The organism is Brachyspira hampsonii (assembly GCF_001746205.1).
GTDB lineage: Bacteria > Spirochaetota > Brachyspiria > Brachyspirales > Brachyspiraceae > Brachyspira > Brachyspira hampsonii_B.
Map to the genome: position 1 here is coordinate 15367 of NZ_MDCO01000006.1, position 26750 is coordinate 42116.

The 26750-nt window shown below is 26.6% G+C and carries 20 protein-coding genes, 1 tRNA gene and 3 pseudogenes; 12 read left to right on the plus strand and 12 right to left on the minus strand.

Annotated features, from left to right (window positions below):
- The first annotated feature begins 13 nt into the window (after nt 1–13).
- Together pfkB and BFL38_RS03220 are read left to right on the plus strand one after the other, a co-directional pair.
- A complete protein-coding gene (gene pfkB, locus BFL38_RS03215; protein ID WP_069725701.1) occupies nt 14–931 on the plus strand; it encodes a 1-phosphofructokinase in 918 nt (305 codons plus the stop codon).
- Nucleotides 932–961: 30 nt separating this feature from the next.
- Nucleotides 962–2839 (plus strand): PTS fructose transporter subunit IIABC, encoded by a 1878-nt coding sequence (locus tag BFL38_RS03220; RefSeq protein WP_069725702.1) that lies wholly within the window; start codon nt 962–964, stop codon nt 2837–2839.
- A 64-nt stretch (nt 2840–2903) separates the two neighbouring features.
- Here BFL38_RS03220 and BFL38_RS03225 read toward each other — a convergent pair whose 3' ends face one another.
- From BFL38_RS03225 to BFL38_RS14880, 5 genes and pseudogenes are all read right to left on the minus strand, one after another.
- Nucleotides 2904–4502, minus strand: coding sequence for a peptide ABC transporter substrate-binding protein (locus tag BFL38_RS03225; protein WP_069725703.1), 1599 nt, complete (start codon nt 4500–4502; stop codon nt 2904–2906).
- Between the two features lie 36 nt (nt 4503–4538).
- Nucleotides 4539–6167, minus strand: a complete 1629-nt coding sequence (locus BFL38_RS03230) for a peptide ABC transporter substrate-binding protein (RefSeq protein WP_069725704.1) — start codon at nt 6165–6167, stop codon at nt 4539–4541.
- A 66-nt stretch (nt 6168–6233) separates the two neighbouring features.
- Complete coding sequence (locus tag BFL38_RS03235; protein ID WP_069725705.1) at nt 6234–7571, minus strand: cache domain-containing protein; 1338 nt, start codon at nt 7569–7571, stop codon at nt 6234–6236.
- A gap of 13 nt (nt 7572–7584) precedes the next feature.
- Nucleotides 7585–8988 (minus strand): PDC sensor domain-containing protein, encoded by a 1404-nt coding sequence (locus BFL38_RS03240; protein ID WP_069725706.1) that lies wholly within the window; start codon nt 8986–8988, stop codon nt 7585–7587.
- A 109-nt stretch (nt 8989–9097) separates the two neighbouring features.
- Nucleotides 9098–9448 (minus strand): annotated as a pseudogene (locus BFL38_RS14880) (methyl-accepting chemotaxis protein); the annotation flags it as partial.
- Between BFL38_RS14880 and BFL38_RS15080 the strand changes: the two are divergent.
- Together BFL38_RS15080 and BFL38_RS15085 are read left to right on the plus strand one after the other, a co-directional pair.
- The gene (locus BFL38_RS15080; RefSeq protein WP_176720538.1) at nt 9433–9594 is read left to right on the plus strand and encodes a hypothetical protein; all 162 of its coding nucleotides are present in this window, start codon (nt 9433–9435) and stop codon (nt 9592–9594) included. The pseudogene BFL38_RS14880 and the gene BFL38_RS15080 sit on opposite strands and share 16 nt — an antisense overlap.
- A gap of 78 nt (nt 9595–9672) precedes the next feature.
- Entirely contained in the window at nt 9673–9843 is a 171-nt protein-coding gene (locus BFL38_RS15085; protein ID WP_176720539.1) for a hypothetical protein, read from the plus strand.
- Nucleotides 9844–9922: 79 nt separating this feature from the next.
- Here the strand turns inward: BFL38_RS15085 and BFL38_RS03250 are convergent, their stop codons facing one another.
- The gene (locus BFL38_RS03250; RefSeq protein ID WP_069725708.1) at nt 9923–11902 is read right to left on the minus strand and encodes an ATP-dependent helicase; all 1980 of its coding nucleotides are present in this window, start codon (nt 11900–11902) and stop codon (nt 9923–9925) included.
- A gap of 221 nt (nt 11903–12123) precedes the next feature.
- On the opposite strand from BFL38_RS03250, the gene BFL38_RS03255 reads away from it, so the two are divergent.
- Nucleotides 12124–13020, plus strand: a complete 897-nt coding sequence (locus BFL38_RS03255) for a fumarylacetoacetate hydrolase family protein (protein WP_069725709.1) — start codon at nt 12124–12126, stop codon at nt 13018–13020.
- Between the two features lie 504 nt (nt 13021–13524).
- On the opposite strand, the gene BFL38_RS03260 is transcribed toward BFL38_RS03255, so the two are convergent.
- The 3 genes from BFL38_RS03260 to BFL38_RS03270 are packed head-to-tail and all read right to left on the minus strand — an operon-like array spanning nt 13525 to nt 14857.
- Entirely contained in the window at nt 13525–14046 is a 522-nt protein-coding gene (locus BFL38_RS03260; RefSeq protein ID WP_069725710.1) for a hypothetical protein, read from the minus strand.
- A 25-nt stretch (nt 14047–14071) separates the two neighbouring features.
- Nucleotides 14072–14626, minus strand: a complete 555-nt coding sequence (locus BFL38_RS03265; RefSeq protein ID WP_069725711.1) for a hypothetical protein — start codon at nt 14624–14626, stop codon at nt 14072–14074.
- Nucleotides 14627–14656: 30 nt separating this feature from the next.
- Nucleotides 14657–14857: a hypothetical protein gene (locus tag BFL38_RS03270; RefSeq protein WP_069725712.1), complete on the minus strand. Its 201-nt coding sequence runs from the start codon at nt 14855–14857 to the stop codon at nt 14657–14659.
- A gap of 472 nt (nt 14858–15329) precedes the next feature.
- Between BFL38_RS03270 and BFL38_RS03275 the strand changes: the two genes are divergently transcribed.
- A complete protein-coding gene (locus BFL38_RS03275) occupies nt 15330–16943 on the plus strand; it encodes a peptide ABC transporter substrate-binding protein (RefSeq protein WP_069725713.1) in 1614 nt (537 codons plus the stop codon).
- A 144-nt stretch (nt 16944–17087) separates the two neighbouring features.
- Nucleotides 17088–17405, plus strand: coding sequence for a hypothetical protein (locus BFL38_RS03280; protein ID WP_069725714.1), 318 nt, complete (start codon nt 17088–17090; stop codon nt 17403–17405).
- A gap of 169 nt (nt 17406–17574) precedes the next feature.
- On the opposite strand, the gene BFL38_RS03285 is transcribed toward BFL38_RS03280, so the two are convergent.
- A tRNA-Ile gene (locus BFL38_RS03285) sits at nt 17575–17648 on the minus strand.
- Nucleotides 17649–17850: 202 nt separating this feature from the next.
- On the opposite strand from BFL38_RS03285, the gene BFL38_RS03290 reads away from it, so the two are divergent.
- On the plus strand, nt 17851–18678 hold the full coding sequence (locus tag BFL38_RS03290; protein WP_069725715.1) for an EFR1 family ferrodoxin: 828 nt from the start codon (nt 17851–17853) through the stop codon (nt 18676–18678).
- Nucleotides 18679–18889: 211 nt separating this feature from the next.
- On the opposite strand, the gene BFL38_RS03295 is transcribed toward BFL38_RS03290, so the two are convergent.
- Nucleotides 18890–19543, minus strand: a complete 654-nt coding sequence (locus tag BFL38_RS03295) for a DNA-formamidopyrimidine glycosylase family protein (protein WP_069725716.1) — start codon at nt 19541–19543, stop codon at nt 18890–18892.
- A gap of 520 nt (nt 19544–20063) precedes the next feature.
- Complete coding sequence (locus BFL38_RS03300) at nt 20064–21347, minus strand: adenylosuccinate synthase (RefSeq protein WP_069725717.1); 1284 nt, start codon at nt 21345–21347, stop codon at nt 20064–20066.
- 249 nt (nt 21348–21596) lie between these two features.
- On the opposite strand from BFL38_RS03300, the pseudogene BFL38_RS15910 reads away from it, so the two are divergent.
- The 4 genes and pseudogenes from BFL38_RS15910 to mcrC form a co-directional block, all read left to right on the plus strand.
- Nucleotides 21597–21788 (plus strand): annotated as a pseudogene (locus BFL38_RS15910) (tetratricopeptide repeat protein); the annotation flags it as partial.
- A gap of 27 nt (nt 21789–21815) precedes the next feature.
- Nucleotides 21816–24151, plus strand: a pseudogene (locus BFL38_RS15835) (tetratricopeptide repeat protein).
- A 54-nt stretch (nt 24152–24205) separates the two neighbouring features.
- Nucleotides 24206–25513 carry an AAA family ATPase gene (locus BFL38_RS03310; RefSeq protein ID WP_069725718.1) on the plus strand — a complete coding sequence of 436 codons (1308 nt, stop codon included), beginning with the start codon at nt 24206–24208 and terminating at the stop codon, nt 25511–25513.
- 159 nt (nt 25514–25672) lie between these two features.
- A complete protein-coding gene (gene mcrC / locus BFL38_RS03315; protein ID WP_069725719.1) occupies nt 25673–26749 on the plus strand; it encodes a 5-methylcytosine-specific restriction endonuclease system specificity protein McrC in 1077 nt (358 codons plus the stop codon).
- The last annotated feature ends 1 nt before the right edge of the window (nt 26750 follow it).

The window sequence follows — 26750 nt, forward strand, 5'->3', positions numbered from 1 at the left end:
TGAGGGATTATTTATGATATATACTTTAACATTAAACCCAGCTGTAGATTATTATATAGGCATGGATAACTTTGAAGAGGGAGAATTAAACAAAGTTAATAATGCCTATACATTGGCTGGAGGAAAGGGAATAAATGTTTCTAAAGTTTTAAAAAATTTCAATATTGATTCTATTGCTTTAGGTTTTTGCGGAGGATTCACAGGAGATTATATAAAAAAGCATCTTAAAGAATATGGCATCAAAGAAAATTTTATTGATTTAGAAGAAGATACAAGAATCAATATAAAATTAAAAACAAATAAAACAGAAAGTGAAATAGCAGGAAAATCGCCTAATATTTCAAAAGAAAAAGTTAATGAACTTTTAAATTATATAAAAAATAATATAAAAGAAAATGATATATTAGTATTATCCGGAAGCGTGCCGAACTCTATAGAAAGCAGCATATATAAAGACATTATATCAATAGCAAATAAAAATATAAAAGTGATACTAGATGCAAGAGATGAGGCATTCAAATTCGGATTAAAATCAGGAGTATTTCTTACAAAACCAAATAAAAAAGAATTAAGCGAATATTTTAATAAACAAATAGAAAACACAGAAGATATTATAAAGTATGCAAGAGAATTAATAAAAGAGGGAAGCGAGAATGTAATAGTATCTTTAGGTAAAGACGGATCTATTTTAGTAACAAAAGATGAGGCATATTTAGGAAATGCCCCGGACGGAAAGTTAATAAGTTCTGTTGGAGCTGGGGATTCTATGGTGGCAGGTATAGTTTATGGTATAAGTACAAATCTTAATTTAACTGATGCTTATAAATATGCTATAGCAAGCGGAAGTTCTACTGCTTGTTCTGAAGGTTTAACTGCATTTGATAGTATGAAGAAATTTTTAGAGAATACAGAAATAAAAAAAGTTAATTAATTTTATAAATAAAAAAAACGGAGGCTAACAATGCTAAAAGATGTCATAACTTTAGATTGTATTAATGTAGATCTAAAGGGAACAACAAAATCAGAAATTATAGATGAAATGGTTGATATTCTCTATAATAACGGCAGATTAAATGACAAAGAAGAGTACAAGCAGGAAATACTAAAAAGAGAAGCTCAAAGCTCAACAGGTATGGAAGAAGGTATAGCAATACCGCATGGTAAAACTAAGGCTGTAAAGATTCCTACAGTTGCAATAGGTATTTCTAAAAAAGGTGTTGACTATGAATCATTAGATGGTGAGCCTTCGCATTTATTTTTTATGATAGCAGCTCCTGAAAACTCTAATGACTCTCATATAGAATTATTATCCAAAATAACTACTCTTCTTCTTGAAGATGATATAAGAGAGGCATTATTAAATGCAAAAACTAAAGAAGAAGTATTTGATATATTAGTAAAAAATGCTGAAAAAGATAATGAAAACTCCTCATTAAATCAGGAAAGCAGTGATAATAATGATTCATATCAGGTGTTAGCCGTAACAGCATGTCCTACAGGAATAGCACATACTTATATGGCTGCTGATGCTTTGCTTAAAAAAGGTAAAGAACTTGGAATTACTATAAAAGTAGAAACTAATGGATCAAGCGGTGTAAAAAATGAGCTTACAAAAGATGAAATAAAAAATGCAAAAGGAATCATAGTAGCAGCAGACAAAAATGTTGCTATGGATAGATTCGCTGGAAAGAATGTTGATATAGTAGGCGTTAAAGAGGCTATAAAAAATCCTGAGCAGTTAATAAAAAATGCATTAAATCAAACAGCACCTATATATCAAATTAATTCTGATGGTACTTCTTCAAACAAATTTGCTAAAAAGCCTAAAACAGGAGTATACAAGCATTTAATGTCAGGTGTATCAAATATGCTTCCGTTTGTAGTAGGCGGAGGTATACTTATAGCATTTTCATTTATGTTTGGTATTAATGCAAGCAATCCTAATGATCCTTCATACAATTATTTTGCTAAACTTTTAAATGATATAGGAGGCGGCAATGCCTTCTTCTTGATGGTTCCTGTAATGGCAGCATTTATTGGTATGAGTATTGCTGACAGACCGGGATTTGCTCCTGCTATGGTTGGAGGGCTTATATCATTAAACAGCGGCGGCGGATTTTTAGGCGGACTTATAGGCGGTTTTTTGGGCGGATATATTACTCTTTTACTAAAAAAAGTATTTTCTAAATTGCCTGAAAGTTTGGACGGAATTAAACCTGTTTTACTATATCCGTTATTTGGAATATTTTTCACAGGTGCTATAATGTATTTATTCATAGTTGACCCAATAGCGGCAATAAACTCTGGACTTTCTAATTTCTTAAAAAATATGGGTACAGGAAACTTAATATTATTGGGAGCTGTGCTTGGTGCTATGATGTCCACTGATATGGGAGGACCTATAAATAAAGCGGCTTTCACATTCGGTATAGCAATGATAGCTTCAGGTGATTATGCTCCTCATGCTGCTGTTATGGCTGGTGGTATGGTTCCGCCTTTGGGTATAGCATTAGCTACTACAATATTTAGAAATAAATTCACAGCAGATGAAAAAGATGCAGGAAAAACTTGCTATGTTATGGGACTTTCTTTTATTACTGAAGGAGCTATACCATTTGCCGCATCAGATCCTATAAGAGTTATTCCTTCTTGTATGATTGGTGCTGCTATTGCCGGAGCTTTAACTATGGCTTTTCGTATAGAACTTAGAGCTCCTCATGGCGGAATATTTGTTCTTCCTATAGTGAATAATCCTGTAATGTATTTACTTGCTATAGTGATAGGTTCTGTAATAACTGCAGCAATACTAGGATTTATTAAGAAACCGGCAGAAAATTAACATATATCTTCTTAAAAAGGCTGTATTCTTATTTAATAAGGATACAGCCAAATAAAACTTCAAATTATTCTAAATAACAATAATGGAATTTATGAAATCCTAGAGGATCATAATAAACACCTTTAAGTTTAGGAGATACAAGCAAAGGTTCTGTATAATAATATATAGGTATTATAGCCTCTTCCTTCATAAGCATTTCTTCTGCTTTATGCATAGTCTCCATTCTGAATTTCTGATCTCCTGAAAGCATAACCTGACTTATTATATCATCATAAGCCTTATTACTATAAACACTGTAATTATTAGGTGAATAACTTAAGCATAAACTCATAAAGTTTACAGGATCATCAAAATCGCCATTCCAAGCTCCTCTAGCCATAGTTATATTTCTATCATATCTTGTCTGTAAAAATACTGCCCATTCTTCCTGAGTTAAAGTTACATCAATACCAAGATTTTCCTTCCACATCTGCTGAACAGCTTCAAATATTTTTACATGTATTCCCGGATCTGTTTTAAACTCCATAACAGGAAAACCTTCGCCATTAGGATATCCTGCTTCAGCCATTAATTTTTTAGCTTCCTCAACATTTTTAGCATATCCTTCTTTAGTTACATCAATATATTCTCCTCCATTTTCTCTGAAATCTCCTTCATAATCAGATATTCCAAAAGGAACTAAAGCACCTGCAGGCTTCTCCCCTCCTCTTGTAACCTGTTCTACTATATAATTTCTGTCAATGGCAAGAGACAATGCTCTTCTTACTCTTACATCTTTTAGTATATCATTAGTTAAATTTAAACAATAATAATATGATGATATTCTAGGCTCTATCACTATAAGTCCTTCATTTTGAAGCGTCTGTATATCCTGTCTTGGGAAAGATCTGGCAAAATGCAAAGAACCCGCTTTAACACCAGCAACAGAAGCAGTTTCATTTTCCATAAGAACAAATGTTATTTTATCAGGAACTATATCTTCTATATTCCAATAATTAGTATTTTTTACCATTACAAGGCTCTCATCTCTGTTTCTTTCTACAAGTTTGAAAGCACCATTTCCTATATAAGTATCAGCATTTAAAGTCCATTCATCTCCGTATTGTTCTATTATGTCTTTTCTTAATGGATAAAAAGTAGGAAAAGTTAAAAGCTCTAAGAAATAAGCTGTAGGAGCTTCTAAAGTTACTTCTAAAGTATAATCATCTATTGCTTTTATACCCAAATTTTCTTTAGGCATCTCTCCGGCTGTTATAGCTTTGGCATTCTTTACAGGTTCATGCTGATATCCGTACTGACTTCCTGTGGCAGGATCAACAACCCTTTGCCAAGAATAAACAAAATCATCAGCAACAACTGATTTACCGTCTGTCCATTTAGAATTGGTTCTAAGTTTGAATGTATAAGTGAGTCCGTCATCGCTTATTTCCCAGCTCTCTGCTGCACCAGGAACTAATTTCCCATTCATATCTTTTTCTATTAATCCCTCAAATGTATGCATCAAATAGAATACTGCATCTGAAGTTACATTAATACTAGGATCTATAGTATTAGGTTCCGGTCCTGTATTAATAAATATAGATATGCCGTCTTCTGATTTATTATTAGAGCATGACATAATAAATGATATAAAAATCATAAATAAAATAAATATTTTTTTCATTGATATTAACTCCTAACATTTTATTTTAAATTAAAATTAATCTTCTAAATATGCTCTGACAAAACTATGCTGTCCCATAGAATCATACAAAACACCTTTTAATTTTGGCGATACCAATATTGGTTCATTAGAAAAATATATAGGTATTATTGCCATATCATTAATTAATAATTCTTCAGCTTTATGCATAGTCATCATTCTATGAGATGAATCTGTAATTAATGCTGCTGTTTTTATAAGATCATCATATCTTGTATTACTATAAACACTATTATTATTGGGCGATGTACTTAAAAATACCGAAAGAAAATTTATAGGATCATTAAAATCCCCATTCCAAGTTCCGCTTGCTATTTCAAAATTTTTATCAAATCTTTGAGTGAATAAATCAGATAACTCTAATTCTTCTATATTTATATCAATACCTAAATTTTCCTTCCACATTTTTTGTATAGCCTCAAATATATCTCTATGTATTCCATAAGTTGTTTTTAAAGTCATAACAGGAAAATCATTACCATTAGGATAACCGGCAAGTATCATAAGTCTCTTTGCTTCTTTAACATTATCCTCATAACTTCCTTTGCTTATATCTATATAATCACCGCCATTTTCTCTAAAATCTCCAAAAAATCCAGGTATGCCATAAGGTACAAAAGCCGCTGCTGGTTTTTCTCCATTTCTAGTGATATTTTCAACTATATAATTTCTATCAATTACAAGGGATAATGCTTTTCTCACATTTACATCAGATAATACTTTATTTGTATTATTTATAAAATAAAAATATGTTCCTATTCTAGGCACATTGTGTATATATCCAGATCTTTGCAATGATACTATATTCTCTATTGGAAAGCTTCTTGAAAAATGAAGAAAACCATTTTTTACAGAGTTCAAAGAGTATTGAGGATCATTTTTTAATATGAACTCTAGCCTGCTTGGTATAACTTCTTTATTATTCCAATAAAATTCATTTTTTTCCATTATAATATTATTATCTATTTTTCTCTCTACAACTTTAAATGCCCCATTTCCTATAAAAGTTTCAGGCTTTTCTGTCCAATTATCTTCATACAGTTTTATTATATCTTCTCTTAAAGGATAAAATGTAGGATATGATAAAATTTCAATAAAATAAGCTAAAGGCATATCTAATATTATCTCTAATGTATAATCATCTATAGCTTCAACACCCAAATATTTTGTTTCTATTTTACCGCTAAGTACATCTTTAGAATTTTTTATAAAACTATATTGATATGCGAATTTGCTTTTTGTATTAGGATCAAATAGCCTCCTGAAAGAATAAACAAAATCTTTTGCTAAAACAGGATTGCCGTCAGACCAATAAGCATCTTTTCTTAAATGAAATGTGTACACAAGTCCGTCAGCACTTACATTCCAACTTTCAGCGGCTGCCGGTATTACTTTACCGTCTTTATCCTTACTAACTAATCCTTCAAATATATGATTTAAATATATTAAAGTATCTGATGTTACATTTTTACTAGGATCCATAGTATATGGTTCCTGACCTATATTTATCAGCAATGAAAAATACTTTCCTGAAGGAGGACTGTCGGTAATGCTTTCTTCCATTTTTGTACATGATATAATTACAGACATCAGAATAATTATATAAATATAATATTTTGTTAACATTTTATTATCCAAATGCATTTTACTTCAATTAAGTATATATTCTATAACATTTAATGTCAAATAATATTATTTTATTAGTTTAAAATATTCTATTATATTCTTTAACTCTTCAGATTCATCGTTAATGGATTTATAGTTATCAGAAATACCATTTACAAATTTATAATTATTATTTGATTTATCATCATTTGGAACTTCAGGCTTAGAATTATGAGAAATCTTATATTGATTATCTTTCAATACATCAATAATATTATTCAAATATTCTATAGTGTTATTATTATCTGAATTCATATCTGTAATTATATTATCTGATTTTATATTATATGATTTCGTTTTATATTTGTTCTTATTAATAAAATTTATTACAGGTATTACTTTTCTATTTATAATATTAGGTATTATAATAATTATTAAAATAATCATCACAGAAATCATAATTCCTATCATTATAAACATTTTATTATTATTTTTTAATACCATAGCTGACGGTACTGCCACCTCAATACCCCAATGCACATTATCAAATAACTCTATAGGCTTTACAATATAAAAATATCTATTTAAATTTTTGAAATTGTATTTTTCTATTATTAAACTTTCATTAGAATTTATAATATCCATTACATTATAATTATTATACGGATGATATAAATTAGTAAAATTTTCGCCTATAATTTCAATATCAGTGTTACAGTAAATAATATTTCCATTCTCATCAAATAAAGTAATAGATATATCATTTTCTTTATAAAAATTCATACTACCAGAACTCATATCCAAACCAATTATACCTATAATTTTATCATCATTAGAATATATAGGCATTATATAAGTTTGAATCTGCTTATACTTGTTTTGCATCTGAACAGTATATATTGGAGTTATATACATTTCATTTTTCTCTATTGCCTTTTCTATAAATGATGATTTTAATTCTAAATTTTCAGCATCAAGTCTTGATATATTACCGTCTTTATCTTTGCCAATATATATTCCAAATTGTCCGTTTATATTTTTATACAAACTGTCATTTCTATATATATTGTCATCATCAATTGCATTTGGAAGAAAAAGCAAAAAAACCGCTTCAGCATTTTCACTTATATTTTTAGCAAATTTATCCATAAAGCTTTCATATATCTTTCTATTTCTTATATTACTGCTATATAATTCTTCCGACACAATTTTTATACTTTTAATGAAATTTAATTCATTATTGATAACATCTTTCATATTTAGTAATTTAATTTCAGATATTTGATCTATTGCAGATAATGACATATCTTTAGAAATATTATATGTATATATAATAGTTATAATACTGCATATTATTATTATAAATATTATAGGTATTATAATAAATAAACTTATTTTAATATTTAAATTATTTTTGCTGTTCATAATTTTTATACTTTTACTCTCTTAATCTAAAATATTTTATTATTTTTTGTAAATCATTTGATTCTTTTAAAAGAGATTTTGAATTTTCATTTACATTATTTACAATCTTAGAATTATGATTTTCTTTTATTTCATTGTTATTGATGCTGTTATTAATTTTATATACTAACTCAGATATATTATTCGAGTTTTCCGAAATTTTATCAGCTTTTATTTTTACAGTTCTAACCAAGTTATTTAAGTATATTATTGTTTTATCAATTTCTCTGCTCATATTCCCCATTTCATCATTCATATTTAAATATTTGTCAGAAATTCTCCAAGATATATCACCTTCCCTTATTTTCATGATATTATCATTTAAATTATTCATTACTGACAATATTTTTTTATTAATAACGAATGGTACAATAATAAACATTAAAATAATGATCACCGCCGTAATAATAATCCATATTATCATTATAATTTTATAATGATTAAAAAAATCTGCCTTACTATCAACCGCTAATTCTATTCCCCAATATAAATCATCAAAAATATGAATAGGAGTAAAAATATTGAAATATTTACTTGAAGTTTTTTCATTATACGATTCTTTCCAAATAGCAGTATTAGAATATATTGTATTTTCTAAATCACTGCTTCCATATACATCCGATAAATTAGTAATATTTTCTCCTATACTGTATATATCTGTGGTACAGTACATAATATTACCTTTTTCATTAAATAGAGATATTGTAAATCCGTTTGTATCTTCATAAAACATTATATTGTCCAAAGATAAATTCAAAGAAGATACTCCAATTAATTCATTATCTTTGGAAAATATTGGTATTGAATATGTATACATAGGTTTGTATTTACCTTGTATAGGATAATAATTCAAAGTTGTAATATAAGGTTTTCTGCTTGTTATAGTAGTATTCAAATAAGTATATTCTAAATCAGACTCTCTTAGGTTAATTCTAGATATATTATTTTCAGCATCTTTAACTAAAGTAACTACAAATCTGCCTTTAATATCTTGATAGAGAGGATTATTAATATACATACTGTCATTATCAATTATATTGGTAAAAAACATTAAAGATACGGATACAGCATTAGTACTCATTTCATGGGCAAATCTATTCATTAAATCTTCATATACTTCTCTTTTTCTAACATTATAGTTATATAAATTTTCTACAGAATATTTTATATTATCAAGATAATTTAATTCAACACTGATTATATTTTCTATTTCATATATTTCTTTTTCAGACATTTGAGATATTATAAATAAGGTCATTTCCTCTGTAATTTTATATATATATATTGTATTCATAATACCAAATATTAATACTATTGTTACAATAGGTATTAAAATAAATAAACTTATTTTAATATTTAAATTATTTTTGCTATTCATAATCTTATGATACTTAAATAAAATAATATTTTCTAATATAGTGTAAAATATTTTGTTATTTTTTGCAATTAATTTTACTTTTATAAAAGATATTTTAAACTTTATTTTATTACTGTAATTTAAAATATCCTATAACATCTATAAGTTCATTAGCCTCATTAAGCAGAGCCTGAGAAGCAGCTGTAGCCTCTTCTACCAAAGCAGCATTTTTTTGTACAGAAGAATCCATATTTGTAATAGCAGAATCAACCTGCTCTATTCCTTTCTGCTGCTCCTGAGAAGCTGCATTAATTTTATACATAATATTAGAAGCACTATCCATTTTTACAGATATATCTTCAAACATTTCTTTAGACTCTCTTACACTTTCAGAAGCTAAATGAGTTTTTTCATTACTATCAGATATTAAAGCTGTAATATTTTTTACAGATTCCTGAGTATTCTGTGCTAAATTATGGAGCAGGTATTGATTATGAGAATTATAAAGAAAGCGGAACAAAGTGGCTTGAAGTATTTTTTCTTCCTCCAGAGGCCGAAGACGGAAAAGATGCAATTCATGGCTTTGTGCATGGTTCGCAGGTAAAACTTGAAAATGGAGGCTATTAAAAGAGCATAACAATACCAAGTGAGCCGACCAAGTAGGTACCTTTGGTGGGCGAACATAACAATAATAGGAGTTATTCAATGAAGAAAATTATTTTATTTCTTTTAAGCATTAATTTATTATTGGCATTTCCGCCTAGTGAAGCGTATTTTTCTGAACTTTTAAGCGATAATGGTAAAGTAATAAAAAATACACTTAAAGTAAAAAAAATTGACGGCGGCAATTATAGATCGGAAGAGCACACGTCATAAAACTTAAAATATATATCGATTAATAATTATAATTTATACAATATATAAGATTTCATTAACCGTGCGTTATTTTTTACAATCAATAATCAAAAGCATCTTCGTCTATATCAATATAATTACCAGAATAATAATTAGCCTTTTCTTTTATGAGCATTAATTTTTTTGGTATCTCCATTAAAAATGAGGAAGGTATCTGCTCCATTATACCAGTGCTTATTCTTCTTCTCTTTGAGTATGTAAGATAAAGTTTTCTTCTTGCCCTTGTTATGCCAACATAACAAAGCCTCCTCTCTTCATAGATACCTTTTTCTTCCTCAAGTGAGAAATAATGCGGAAAAACTCCCTGCTCCATTCCTGTCATAAACACTACATCAAATTCCAATCCTTTAGCATTATGAATAGTCATCAATGTTACATAATCTTCTTTATCATCATTTGTATTTATATCTCTGTATAGAGTATTTTCTTCTAAAAATGTTATAAGTGAGGCATTAGGCTCCATTGCTTTATAATCATAAAAACCTCTGAAAAGCTCTTTTATATTTTCTTCTGCAGTTATTACTCTCTCGTTTCCATCATTCTTAAATATTGAAAAATAATCTATATCTTTTAAAAACTCAAAGAATAATAACTCTATATGAATACCTTCTTCATTGATAATATCTTCTTTTATTTTCACAGCATATTCTTCTATAATGTTTTTATAGGCTTTCATATTTGAAATAACTTTTTTTGTAAGTCCTGCTTCATCAATATAATCAATAGCGTTGTAAAGAGTTAATTTTCTGGTATTTGCAAAAGTCTCAAAATTGCTGAAGCTCTTTTCTCCTATTCCTCTAGGCGGAATATTGATAGTTCTTCTTACACTGAAGTTATCGCCGAAACCTATCATAAGCCTTAAAAAAGAAATTGCATCTTTTATTTCAGTACGCTCAAAGAATCCAACTCCTCCTACTATTTTATAATTAATAGAATGAAGTCTTAATTCCTTTTCATAAGCCCTTGATTGGCTATTAGTTCTAAATAATACAACAATATCCCTTGCCTCAAACCCATTATCAAATAAAGATTCTATTTCATTAACTACACTTCTAGCCTCTTCTAAATCACTATAGCAAATCCAATTTTCTATTTTAAACTCATTAGGCTTATTTGAAAATACATTCTTTTCATGACGATTAGTATTATTTTTTATGACACTCAAAGCTGCTTCTACAATATCTTTAGGGCATCTATAATTTTCCTCAAGACGAATTACCTTTGTATTAGGATAATCCTTTTCAAAATCAAGTATATTCAAAACATCTGCTCCTCTGAAGGCATATATACTCTGATCATCATCTCCTACAACCGTTAAATCATTTTCTGCATCCTGCGTTAATAATTTTATTAATTTATACTGCTGAGGATTAGTATCCTGAAACTCATCTACCAAAATATATTTAAATCTGTTTCTATAATAATTTAAAACCTTACTTTCTTGTTCAAATAATTTTATAGTATTTAAAATTAAATCATCAAAATCCATTACATTTTCATTAAGTTCATACTCTGTATATTTTTTATAAACATTTTCAAAAATATCTCTGTCGAAAACTATACCGTCATCTATTGAATTTTTTACATTAGATATAAATCTTGTTATAAGTTTCTGTGATATACTCTTTGGAACTTCCTCTTCTTTCATAATTCTTTTAATAACTGATGCTTTATCTCCTTCATCTAAAATAAGAAAATTGGATTTATATCCTAGGAAATGGGCATTCTCTTTTAATATCCTTAGACATGCAGAGTGAAAAGTTCTAATAAATAATCTGCTTGGTTTAATATCTGGAAGCAAATCGCATACTCTATCTTTCATCTCATGTGCAGCTTTATTAGTAAAAGTTACAGCCATTATATTTTCAGGAGCTGCTTCAAGCTCATTGATAAGATATGCTATTTTTCTGGTAATAACTAAAGTCTTACCGCTTCCTGCACCTGCTAGAAGAAGTAATGGACTTCCTGTATGCAGTATTCCTTCTCTTTGGACTTCGCTCACATTGTCAAGTATATTCATAAATATGCACCTTAAATATAAAAATAGATATTCATTATATTGTATATTATTTAATATTCAAGTTTTTATTACATCTATATTGAAAAACATTTATAAATTTAATATAATGTATAAAACACTATTGATTAAAAAACTTTAAAAATTATCTCAATTTTTATTAGAATAATAATTATATATTAAAGTTTAATATATCAATAAGAATATTTTTTGGAGTTATGATAATGAAATTTGTATCATTTGTTGAATGGAATAATACTGAATCTGTAGGTATATTAAGCAAGGACGGAAATAAAGTTATTGCAATTAATGAAATAATATCTGACTTTAAATTTGATTCTAATCCTATGATACAATTAATAAATATGATTAACAAAGATAAGGATATATTAAATAAATTAAAATATGCAGAAGAAAATTTTGAAAGGGCATACTCTATAGATAATGTTAAAATATTATCTCCTATAAGAAAGCCTATTCATGATATTATATGTGTGGGAGTTAATTACAGTGATCATTTAAGTGAGATAAAAAAAGACATGAAAGATTTTCAAGAGGTTAAAGCACCTGTATATTTTTCTAAAAGAGCTATAGAAGTAATTGGTTTTGGAGATAAGATAGAAGCTAGATTCGATTTAGATGAATGCCTCGATTATGAAGTTGAATTAGCCGTAATCATGGGAAAAACAGCAAAAGATATAAAGCCTGAAGAAGTTAATGATTATATATTCGGATATAGTATATTTAATGATATATCATCAAGAAATATACAAAAAAAACATTCACAGTGGTATAAAGGTAAAAGTTTGGATTCATACAGTGCTATGGGACCATGCATAGTTTATAAAGATGATTTGAAAATGCCTTTGAAACTTGATATAAAAAGTATTTTAAATGATGAAATAAGACAATCTTCAAATACTAAATATATGATCCATGATGTAAATTATTTAATATCTGATATATCAAAAGGAATGACTTTAGAAGCTGGAGATATAATTGCAACAGGAACTCCGGGTGGTGTAGGAATGTCTTTTAATCCTCCTAAGTACATGAAAAAAGGAGATAAGATAATTTGCAGTATAGAAAATATTGGCGAGCTCATAAATTTTGCTGAATAATTCATATTAATGAATTTTAACGCACGGTTAATAAAATTTATATATTGTTAAAATTATAATTATTAATCGATTTATATTTTAGGTTTTATTCTGCGTGCGGTGTATGAATTTTTAATTAAAAAAATACTTGGGTGGGCAGCTAAAAATTCTAATTTGGTTTTAAAAAAATAAAAAATAGAAATTCCAGATTTAAATTATAAACTTAGAGGGTGGGCAAGTATAATTAAATTTTAAAATTTTTATTACATACCCCACCCTTTATATTTTTTAATTAGTTTAGAAAATTATGTTCCATTTCTCTTAATGCTTAATTAGAAGATAAAGATACCCGCCCAAGTGTTGTTTAAATTTTTAATCTTATAAACGCACGGTTAATGAAATTTTACATATTGTTTAAATTATAATTATTAATCTATTTATATTTTAGGTTTTATTCTGCGTGCGGTATAATAAAAAATCCGGCAAATAAACTTACCGGATTCTAATAATTTTTATATTTGAGAATTATAATTTTTCTAGAAGTTTTTTAGCAAATATAGCCCCAAAACCTATAACAGCCGCAACAACTACTAATTGGAAAATTCCTTCTATAATATCATCTAAGTTGTAAAGCATATAATGCATTCCGAAAAATCTTGAATAGAATATAAATAATGCTGTTAATGCCAATATTCCAATTACAGCCATAATAATTATTATGCTTTTATTAGATTTATTATTTTTTTCTTTAACAACTATAATATCCTTTTTTTCATTATTAGATTCGCTTTCATTTGCTTTTGCTTCTTTACTATCTTTTGAATCTATTTTTTTGAATAAAATGAAAGCAAACATTACCATTACAGCAAAAACAGAAATTTTTAATAATGCTTCTATAACTTCATCAAAATCATGCATTAAATAAAACATATAATACTGCAAACCTAAAAATCTTATTGCCGCTATAAATAATGCAGCTGCCGCAATAGAAGCTGCAATAATTATAAACTTTTTTGATTTTACAACAGACATTATGTTATTTTTCATCATTGCCTCCTTTATAAAAAATAACTTATCTTATCCTTTTTTTATCATCTTTTAATTTATATTCAGGTTTTAATTCATAAACTTTTTCATATCTAGGATCATTTTCTCTGCTGTCTATATTACTTTTAGTATTACCTGCAATCCTCCTCTCTCTTCTTTCATAATCCCTCATATCATACTCATATTGTATATTATCTTCCTTTATTCTTTCTCTTTTATTATTGTTTCTTTCATTTCTATAATCGTCTTCATAATCATCATAATATCTATCACTTCTTACTCTATTATCATAATCATCTTCATAGTCATCATAATATTCCTCTCTTCTTCTGATTTTTCTTCTTCTGCTAGGTTTCCTATAATCATCATCTCTATCATTCTTTTTTATTTTCCCTGAGGTATTATCATCTTTTAAAACCTTTTTTATGAAGTATACTACAGCCAATATTACAACAACCATTAATACTAGTTTTACTATATCTTCAATAAAATCATCTACATCATCAATTAAATCAAAACAGTACAGATTTGCCGCAATGATTAAATTAAAAATAAAAGCTTTTAATCCTAACTTTTTCATTACTTACTTTCCCCCATTAATTTTTACTCATTATCTGTCATCAGAATTAGAGTCTTTTTTAATATATTTTTTAAATATATATACTCCGGCTGCTATTATTATCACAATGCCAATTATTTTTGCCAAATCATCAAAAATAAAATCAAAAGTATCTTCTATTAAATCAAAACAGTATAAATTAGCGGTTATAATAAATATAGATGCCAAAGCCATTAAACTTAACTTTTTCATACTATATTACCTCCTTATTAATCTCTTATAATTAAAGTATAGCACATTAAATAAGTTTTGTAAAGCTAAATTTAAATAAATTTTACAAAAAATATAGTATTGTAAATAAAATGTAAAGTAATATATAATACAAATCATACATTTTAACAGAAATTTAAAATAATTTCTTATATATAAATAGCAGAATTTAAGAAATATTATACTTAGTTTAAAACTAATCTTAATTTATATAACAACCGACTCTTATTTTCATCCGCTCTACAAAAGACTGAATATGTACATAGTGAGACGCTACATGTGAAACATTATTTTTGTAATTAATAAATTATTAAAATTTCATATATAATCAATCTACACTTTTGAAACAAGTACATTAATTGTTGCATATAATATATTTTAAGTAAAAAAATTATTGATTAATAGCTGATATAAAATATAATGTTTAAATAAAAAATTACATAGGATAACAGCCATGAAAAAGATTATATTTATAATTTTATCTCTAATCATGATAATATTGTTTATGTCATGCTCAGGAGGAAAAGATGAGAAGGGAGTTATATATATTAATGTCGGACCTGAACCAAAAACTATAGACCCTGCTTTAAATTCCACAGTAGATGCTAATATTTATATTCAGCATGTTTTTGAGGGATTGGCAACTAGAGATAAGGATAATAAAATAGTACCGGGTGTTGCAGAAAGCTGGGATATAAGCGATGACGGATTAACTTATACATTTCATATAAGAGACGATGCTAAATGGTCTGACGGTAAAAAGATTACAGCAGAAGATTTTGTTTATTCTTGGCAAAGAGTAGTTGATCCTATTACAGCTAGCGAATATGCTTATCAATTTGAACCTGTTTTAAATGCAATGGATATAAATTCCGGTAAGAAGCCTGTTTCTGAATTGGGTGTAAAAGCTATAGATGAAAAGACTTTTGAAGTAAAATTAAACGCACCTACAGCTTATTTTTTAGAATTAGCGGCTTTTTATACATTTTATCCTGTTAGAAAAGATATGATAGAAGAAAACGCAGATAATTGGACACTTTCTCCTGATACTTACATAGGAAACGGACCTTTTATAATGACAGAAAGAAGAACAGATGACAGAATTGTAGTAATAAAAAATACTAATTATTGGAATTCTGATAATATAGTTCCTGAAAAGTTAGTATTTATACTTATGCAAAATGGTACTGCTGCTGTTGCTGGTATAAAAGAAGGCTCTTTACATTTTGCTAATAATCCTCCGCTTCAGGATATTGATAATTTAAAAAGCGAAGGCTTAATGCATATTTCTCCTTATTTAGGCACATACTATTATTGTTTAAATATTACTAATGAGATATTAAAAGATGTAAGAGTCCGTAAGGCTTTGACTTTGGCTATAGACAGAAATTATTTAGTAGAACAGGTAACTAGAGCGGGACAGATTCCTGCAAGTGCTTGGGTTCCTAGCGGAGTAAATGATACTGAAGGAGCAGAAGGTGATTTCAGAAAAGTCGGCGGCGACTATTACAGTATAAAAGCTGAAGATTATCAAAAGAATTTAGATGAGGCAAAAAGACTTTTAGCTGAGGCTGGTTATCCTAATGGAGAAAATTTCCCTGTTATAGAGTTTAAGTCAAATTCGGGAGAGCATATACAAATATTTGAAGCAGTACAGCAAATGTGGAAATCCGGACTTGGTATAGATTCTACTATAGCACAGGAAGAATGGGCTACCTTCCAAACTACAAGGCAGGAAAAAAATTATGTTATAGCCCGCCATGGCTGGATAGCTGATTATAATGATCCTATGAGTTTCTTGGGGGTATTTTTAAGCTATAGTATACAAAATAACGGAGGTTATTCTAATAAAGCTTATGATGATAAATTAAAACTTGCTATGTCTACAATAGATCAGGATATAAGAATGAAAGCTATGCATGAGGCAGAAGATATACTTATGGAAGATATGGGATTAATACCTATTTATTTCTATACTGATCCTATCATGGTTAGTAAAAAGTTATCTGGTGTTATTTATGATCCGCTAGGAGCCCATAAATTCTTCTATGCAAAATTATCTGAATAATAAAATTAATTTATTTTTTAAAGGCGGATTTACTATAAAATCCGCCTTTATTTATGCAATTTCTATACTAGACATTTTTTTAAATTTGTCTTTTTTAAAAAAAATGTTATTATATATAATATAAAATATTTGGAGATTATATTTATGTTACTAAAAGATAGAAACGGTCTTTATAGAGGTAAGGCAACAATAAAAAATTTTCTAACTTTTGATATAGATTTAGAAGCCTTAGTAGATGAAAACGGAGATATAAAAGTAACTACTACAGCTCCTATAGTTGGAAAGATAAGTCATAGTATATCTTTGGGATCATCTTATGATAAAGATAACTATGATATGAAATTTGGAGAAGATATTTTTCATATACACTTTGATTCCAATAATTCTATAGAAATAGAGTTGCCTGAGAAAATCAATGGAAGTTTTATAGTAACTAGAAATGTAATTTTAAATAGAGTATAAAAAATAAAAATCAGTTCTCTTAATTTATATTAAGGAACTGATTTTTATCTATTTACATAGAAAAATTATATAGAAAAAAGTTTTATTATAAAAAAATAATCTGATTTATCAAATATTCATAATATTTAAATGAAAAAGGATACTGCAAAATATTATAACTTTAGGGTATTGGGCCAGCAGGGACTTGAACCCCGGACCCGATGATTATGAGTCATCTGCTCTAACCGACTGAGCTACTGGCCCCTAGTTCTCAAGAAAAATCTTCTTTAGATTTAGATATTATATATTAAAGAAAAAAAAAGTCAATACTTCAATAATAATTTTTTCATTTTTACATACAAATAACATACTAAATATTTTTTTCCATATTTACTATTGACTTACGCAAATAAATTTACATAATAAAATATTATATAATAAAAATACATGAAGGGAGTATATTTTTATGAAAGTTGATAAAGTTTATTCAATATATTATAGTGCTACAGGTACTACTCAGAAAATTGTTTCTTTCGTTGGTGAAAATATAGCGAAAAAATTGGGAGTACCTTTTGAGAAGTATAACTTTTCTTTGCCTAAACAAAGAGAAGGTATATTGGAGTTTAAAGAAAATGATTTGGTAATATGCGGAACACCTACTTATGCAGGAAGAATACCAAATGTTATGCTTCCATATTACAAAAATAATATTAAAGCAAATGGTGCTTTAGCTGTTCCTATAGTATTGTACGGAAATAGAAATTTTGATGACTCTCTAATAGAACTTAGAAATACTATGCAGGAAAATGGATTTTATACTATAGCAGGAGCCGGATTTATTGGGGAGCATGCTTTTTCTTATGTACTTGGGGCTGGAAGACCTGATGAAAAGGATATGGCTATTGCTGCTGAATTTGTAGATAAAGTAGTAGAAAAAATTAAAAATGTAGAAGATATACCTACTGAACCTATTAAAGTAAGAGGAAACGATCCTATTCGTCCTTATTATATGCCTAAAGATAAACATGAACATGCTATAGACATATTAAAAGTAAAACCTAAAGTAGATACTTCAAAATGTACAAACTGTAAAACTTGTGCTCATGTATGTCCGCTTGCTTCTATTGATTTTGATGACATAACAAAATATGTAGGAAAATGTATAAAATGCGGTGCCTGCGTTAAAAAATGTCCTGAACATTGCAGATATTATGATGATGAAGGATATTTATACCATCAGCATGATTTGGAAGAAGAGTTTCAAAGAAGAGCTGAACCTGAATTATTCTATTGATATCAATTTATAGAAAAGCCATGAAATTATTTCATGGCTTTTTTATAAACTTAAATATTAGATTTGTATAAAAACTCAATTTATTGATAAAGATTGCATATTTATATACTAAAATAGTAATTTATATAAGTTATAAAACATTATTTTATAACTTATATAAATTAGGCAATTTTTATATACAATCTTGTCTAGTTCTTTTAAAACAAGTCTATTATTCTTCTTCAGATGACTCGCTATCTTCTTCTGTATTTCCTGATGCTTCTCTTAAAACTTGTTTTATAGCATCAAATATTTCTCTTGCCTTTGCTTTAGTTACATCTGAGGTTTTAGTTTTTTTAGTGATAGATGCTTTCTTTAATATCATATCCCCATACACATTTCCTATTCCGCTCAATATCAAAGGATTTTTTATCAGTTTCTCTACTGTAGTATCATTATCTGATAATAATTGGCAAAATAAATTATAATTGAATTGTTTAGTAAGAGGATCATATCCTATTTGAGGCATTGTTGTAGAGTCCTTCCAAATAGGTATTATTTTAGTAATTTCATTTTTATCATTACCGTCATCTACAACAAAGAAATTGCCATGATCTGTTTCTAATTTTAATATACTATTTTTATATTGAGAATCTTCTGTTAATACAAAAGAGCCGTTGGGACCTAAATCAATAAGCATGGCATCTTGGGAAAACTGAAAATGTATATATCCTCCATAGCGTAAAACATCTATTATTTTCTGTCCTTCTATATCTTCCATTTCTTTATATTGCTTATCTATGGCTTCTATCTTATTTATATAAGAATAACAAATTTCACTTTTAATGGAGTTTATTAATGTAATTAAATTTGGCAGTTCTTTCATAACTTATGATCTTCCTATAGTATTATGTTTACTTTATATTTTAGCATGAAAGAAAAAAAAATCAAATTTTCTAATATACCTATAGGGCTTTATTTATGATAAATTTGATAAAAACTTGGGTGGGTGCCTTAAACTTCTAATTAAGCATTTAAGAAAAATGAAATATAATTTTCAAAATAAATTAGAAAATATAAAGGGCAGGGTATGTAAGTAAAGTTTTAAAATTTAATTACACTTGCCCACCCTATATACTTATAGTTTTAATCTGTAATTAATATTTTTTATTTTTTTATTATTAAGATTAGATTTTTAAGCTACCCACCCAAGTATTTTTTTTATTTTATAATGCATACACCGCACGCAGAATAAAACTTAAAATATATATAAATTAATAATTATAGTTTAAATAATATATAAAATTCCGTTAACCGTGCGTTTGGAATATAACAAATATAAAAAATAAAAGCCTGCATTTGCTTTATACAAAATACAGGCTTAAATATATTATTTTTTATATAGATTAAAAAATCTTTTTAACTATTATAGTTTCATCTCTTCCTGCCCCTACTGAAACAATAGAAATATCTGTTTCTATTACTTCGCTTAATCTTTTTAAATACTTTTTAGCATTTTCTGGGAGTTTATCATATTCTCTAATTTCTCTAGTGCTAGTTTTCCAGCCTTCAAACTCTTCATATACAGGCTCAGCTTTTGAAAGTATATCCAAATCTGCAGGATAACCTTCAAGTATCTCCCCATTATATTTGTAGGCAACACATATTTTTAATTTATCCAAATCATCTAATATATCAAGTCTAGTTACGGCAATAGAATCAAATCCGTTCACATAGGAAGCATATTTTACAACACATGCATCAAGCCAGCCGCATCTTCTTGGTCTTCCAGTAACAGTACCGTACTCTCCGCCTTTATCTCTTATAGCCTGACCTATATCATCATGAAGCTCTGAAGGGAAAGGGCCTTCTCCCACCCTTGTAGAATAAGCCTTTACAACTCCTATAACATTATCAATTTTTCTAGGTCCTACTCCAGAACCAGTGCAAGCTCCTCCTGCAGCAGGATAAGATGATGTTACATAAGGATAAGTACCATGATCCAAGTCAAGCATAGTAGCCTGAGCTCCTTCAAATAGTATATTCTTTTTCTCTTTAATAGCTTTATTTAATATTGTAGTAGTATCAGCAACATAAGGTTTTAATCTCTCAGCATATTCCAAATACTCTTTTAAAAGTGCATCATAATCAAATCCGTCATGATTATAAACTTTTTTAAGGAGTTTATTTTTAAGCTCAAGATTAAACTTTAATTTTTTAGCAAAAACTTCTTTATTCATCAAATCAACTATTCTTATACCCAAACGGCTGGATTTATCCATATAGCAAGGACCTATACCGTTTTTAGTAGTACCTAGTTTATTTTCCCCAAGATCCTCTTCCTGAAGCTCATCAAGAAGCCTATGATAAGGCATTAATACATGAGCCCTGTTAGAAATTTTAAGGTTGGATATATTAACTTTCTTCTCAGCAAGAGCGTCTATTTCTCCCAAAAAAACCTTTGGCTCTATAACAACGCCGTTTCCTATAACACAAACTTTATCGTTATAAAGTATACCAGAAGGTAAAAGTCTTAATTTATATTTCACATTATCAACTACAACGGTATGACCTGCATTACTTCCGCCCTGAGAACGAACAACATATTCGCAGTTTTCGGCAAGATAATCCACTATTTTACCTTTGCCCTCATCACCCCATTGAGTGCCTACTATAATTACTGAAGCCATTTTTCAACTCCTTATTTTATTATGCTAAAATATAAGATTAAAAAAAACTTATAAAAAACACACGATTTCTATTATATGAATATTTTGTAAGAATTTCAAGCTACTTTTAATAGAAATTTCTATTAAAGATAATGCTTTTATTTATACAGTAATTTTTAAACATCGGTAATACAATTATATATTGTTTTAATATTTTTATAATGCCTTATAATAAAGTAGATGTAAAACTTAAAATATTTTGGATTATTTATGACTGAAGAACTAAAAGCAAAAATACAAAAATTAAGATTAGAAAATAATTTTATAGAAATAATAAAACTATGTGATAAAGCTATTGAAAAAGATAATAAGGATGAGGACGCCTATTTTTTTAAAGCTACATCTCTTATAGAATTAAAAAAATATGATGAAGCTATATATAATTATAATGAAGCACTAAAATTCAATGATAAAAATATAAATGTTTATTTGAATATAGGAATAGCAAAATTAAATCTAAAAGAATATATCGAAGCTATAAAATACTTCAGTAAAGTTTTAGAATTAAATCCAAATTATGAGATAGCATATATAAATAGAAGTTCATGTTATGAAAAATTAGAACAATATCAAGATGCTATTAAAGATTTGGATAAAGCTATTGAGTTAAACCAATATAATGAAAATACATATTTTCATAGAGGTGTATATAAACAATTTATAGGGTTATATAATAACTCTATAGATGATTTTTCTAAAACTATTTCAATAATAGATTCCTATAAAAATAGTTACAGTAATATAGATTTATTTTCTAGTATGCTTAAATCATATCCAAATTTAAATAATATTAAATTAGATAATAATTTTTTACAAACATTAGGTGAAAATGCCAAAAAACTTATTTTTAATCAAATAAATATTCGTAGTAAATTATTAGATACAAGAGATATATATGTTTTATCTTTTTATTATAGAGCTTTAGCAAAAAGTTTTTGTCAACTGAATAAGGAAGCATTTGATGATTTTAATATTGTTATACAATTAAATCCAACTTTTATTGATGTATATTTTTCAAGAGGATTATTAAAATCTAATTTAGCTATGGATATAGAGGCTATAGATGATTTTAATAAAGTAATAGAATTAAATCCAAAGTATATAGATGCATATATTAATATAGCAATATCTAATTCAATTTTATACGGATATGATAAAGCTATGGAGTATTTTGATAAAGCAATATCTATAAATAAAAATTATTCATCTATATATTTGAATAGGGGAATGATAAAAGCATTCTATAATAAATATATAGAATCTATAGAAGACTTTAATACAGCGATACAGATATCAAGTGATAATCCAATAATTTATTTTTATAAATCTAAATCTTTATACAATTTAAGATTATATAATGAATCTATTGAAAATGCTGAAAAAGCTATTAACTTATATAACAAATATATGGATGCACATTATATAAAAATATTATCAAAAGCTAAATTAAAAAAATATATAGAAATCATTGATGATTTAAAGAATGTGGCAATAATTAACCCTGATTTCGAAAATAATTTTATAACTGATATTATGAATTTATTAGAAACATATTCAAATATAGAAACAATATTTCAATTGCTAATAAAAAATGAAAATATTATATTATGGAAAAATGAACCAATAACAAATTTAATTTCTCGTTTTGAAGAGAGTAAAAATTTTGATGATGAGCTTAAAGAAAATATAAAATATATTTTGCTATACGAATATCTTTTACTTAAACTTTTAACTTTTGATACTGAAGAAGAAAATAATAATTAGAAATATCTCATTACACTTCTTTAGATATTCTTCAATTATTATTAAATGTTAAAGAAAATATAAAAGAAAGCGGAAATATAAGGATAAATAATATCACAACTGCCAATGACCCTAAAGAAGGAAAAATTTTAGAAAGGATTTTAAATAAAAATAATATAGATATAAAAATAGAAAATGATGAAAAAGCTTTAACCCTTCAGACATCATATTCAAGAAATAAAGATTCCCTTACAATGTTTAGACTATACGGGAAAAAAGAAAATAAAGAAGCTACAGGCGTATGTTTGGTTTTAGATAATAAATATTTTAACAATTCATATACTTCGCCTTATTATTATGAATTTAAGTTAAAAATAGAAAATAATAAAATTTCAATGAATGAAAAAATTAATAAAGAAAAATTACAAGAAAATAAAAGAAATCTATATTGGGTGCTTTATTATAATGAAAAAGAAAATCAGATTATATACAATAAAGAAAAATCTAAATATGCGAGTAATATTATTGATTTGAATGATTTGAATAATGATGATTATAAATTAGAATTAAAAGAAGATGATAAAAAAGAAGACATTATTAAATATGCATTTGCAAAAATATTTAATTATACAGAAGAGATTAAAAAACAAATAGAAGACCCAAAAAATAATGAAAATTATAAAAATATTAAAAATCAATTATACAGCTATTTATTTGAAAACATAAAATACATAATAAAACATGAAGCATTCTTTGAAGAACAGGAACTTAGGATGCTTGTAACAAATGATTATAAGTCTGATGAAATATTAATTGACAATGATAATAAAAAGCTCTATATTGATTATATAAAACTTTTTAATGAAAATACTAATTATATAAAAGAAATAATAATAGGCTCAAAAGTAGAAAACAATGAGGCTGTTGCCGAATATATAAGAAAGGCACTTCACTTAAAAAATACTGAAGCTAATAAATTAGATAATATAAGGGTAAGCATATCAGAAGCCCCTTTAAGATAATTGTTATTGTAAAAATAAAATACCTAATATATATATCATTTATTTGGAGTAAAAATGAAAGAAGAATTAAATAATGAACAACTAGAAGCAGTATATGATGTAATGGAGCAAATATATAATGGTGCAATTAAAAGAACAGAGGGGATCAATGAATGTATGCAAATTGATAATGAAGTAGGATATAGTTATAGTTCATTTGATTTTCTTTATGGTATATATAAATGTATGAGAGATGGAATAAAATTTCAGAGAAGTTTTAAAGTAGATATAATAAAATTCCTAATTGAAAAAATAGGTATAAAATATGGAATTGAAGAATTGAAAAAAGCTTTAATTTCAACAAAAGAATATATAAAATATCATTATCCATTTAATAAAGATAAATCTGATAATTTAGTAAAAGTATGTAAAGAAATAATTGAAAAAAATAATATTAAAGATATATCATTTGATAATTTGTTTGAAGATGAAAAAACTGACGATGAAGAAATTACACAAACTAATGATAAATCGGATAATTCATATAGTAAAGAAAATTTCCTTAATGAAGTTTTTATATCCGAAGAAAAGTACGATACTATTTATAATTTACTTATGAGAAAGAAGAATATTATTTTTCAAGGCTCGCCCGGTGTAGGTAAAACTTTTCTTGCCAAAAAACTTTCTTACTCAATCATTGGAGAAGCCGATGACAGTAAAATAAAAATGGTGCAGTTTCATGAAAGCTATTCTTATGAAGATTTTATTATTGGTTATAAGCCTACAGATAAAAACTTTGAATTAAAAAATGGTGTGTTTTATGATTTTTGTCAGAAAGCATCTTCCGATATGGATAATGATTATTTTTTTATAATAGATGAGATTAACCGCGGAAATATATCTAAAATATTTGGCGAGCTTTTAATGCTTATAGAGGCTGACAATAGAGATGCTGAAATTATACTTCCTTACAATAATGAAAGTTTCAGTGTGCCTAATAATTTGTATATTATAGGTATGATGAACACTGCCGACAGAAGTATTGCTGTTATCGATTATGCACTGCGAAGAAGATTCTGCTTTGTAGATATTGAACCTGCTTTCGGAAATGAAAAGTTTATAAACTATTTGAAAGAAAAGAATATAAACGATAATCTTATAAATAAAATAAATACAAAGTTTATTGATTTAAATAATATTATAAAAAATGATAAAACTCTAGGCAGAGGCTGTACTATAGGGCATAGCTATTTTTGCGATAAAATAGATGAGGCCGAATACAAAAATATTATAGAATATGAAATAGCTCCTACATTAAGAGAATATTGGTTTGATAATGAAGAGAAAGCTGAGAAGGAAATAAAAAAGTTATTGGATATATAATAATACTGTTATTTTTAAATCATAATTATAATTTTTTATATATTAATAACTCATAATTTTAGATTTGTAAAATTGCAGTCTTTTTGGGCGGGCTTCACCTGTGCCACAAAAAGAACTGGGGTGCCAAAGCCCTGCAAATAAAAAATTACTTTTTGATAAATGAATAATAATATAAAAATACCTATTAAAAATATATACTACATGCTCTCTTATGCTTGGAATATTTGGAATATCATTGATGAAGATAATGATAAAAAAGAAATATTCGGTGATGAAGAGTTTGATAATATTTATAATGTTATGGGATATATTATTAGTCTCTTTTTAGAAAAATTAATTAAAAGAGGTTTTTATAGAGGATACATCACTTTGGAAGAAGATTTATCAGTATTAAAAGGAAAAATTAACTTCTCAGAATCTATAAAAAGAAATACTCTTAATTATAAGAAGCTGGCATGCAGTTATAATATACTCTCTAATGATATACTCTTTAATCAAATAATAAAATATACTTTGAATAAACTTATTAATTACAAAAATATATATAATGATATTAGAGAAAAATTAATAAAATTAAATCACTACTTTATAAAGATAAAAAATATAAATATTAATAACAGAACTTTCAAATTATTAAAATATAATAAAAACAATAAGCATTACAAGATTATAATCAATATATGCAAATTCATACATAAAAATTTATTAGTTAATAAAAATGGCAGTGAATATTCATTTATAGATTTTTATGAAGAAAAAAGAATGCATATGCTCTATGAGAAATTTGTTTTAAACTTTTATAAGATGCATTTTAGAAATAATAGAAATATAAAAGTAAAAAATAAAACTATAAAATGGGATATAAATGATAATGAATATATACCTATAATGAAAACAGATATTATGATTTATAATAAAGAAAAATGTCTGATAATAGATACAAAGTTTTATAAAAATATATTAATAAAAAATAATTATAAAGTTTCTTTAAGGAGCAGTCATTTATATCAAATATTTTCTTATATGTCTAATATTAATAATTCATATAAAAGATTTAAAACTGTCAAAGGTATTTTACTTTATCCATTATGTAATGATAATATCAACAAAGAATACAAGATAAATGATAAATATTTTGCAGTTAATACAATAGATTTAAACTCTGATTTTAAAATCATAAAAAAACAATTAACAAATATAATTAAAAATTATTTTTGTTATGATAAATTTAATTAAA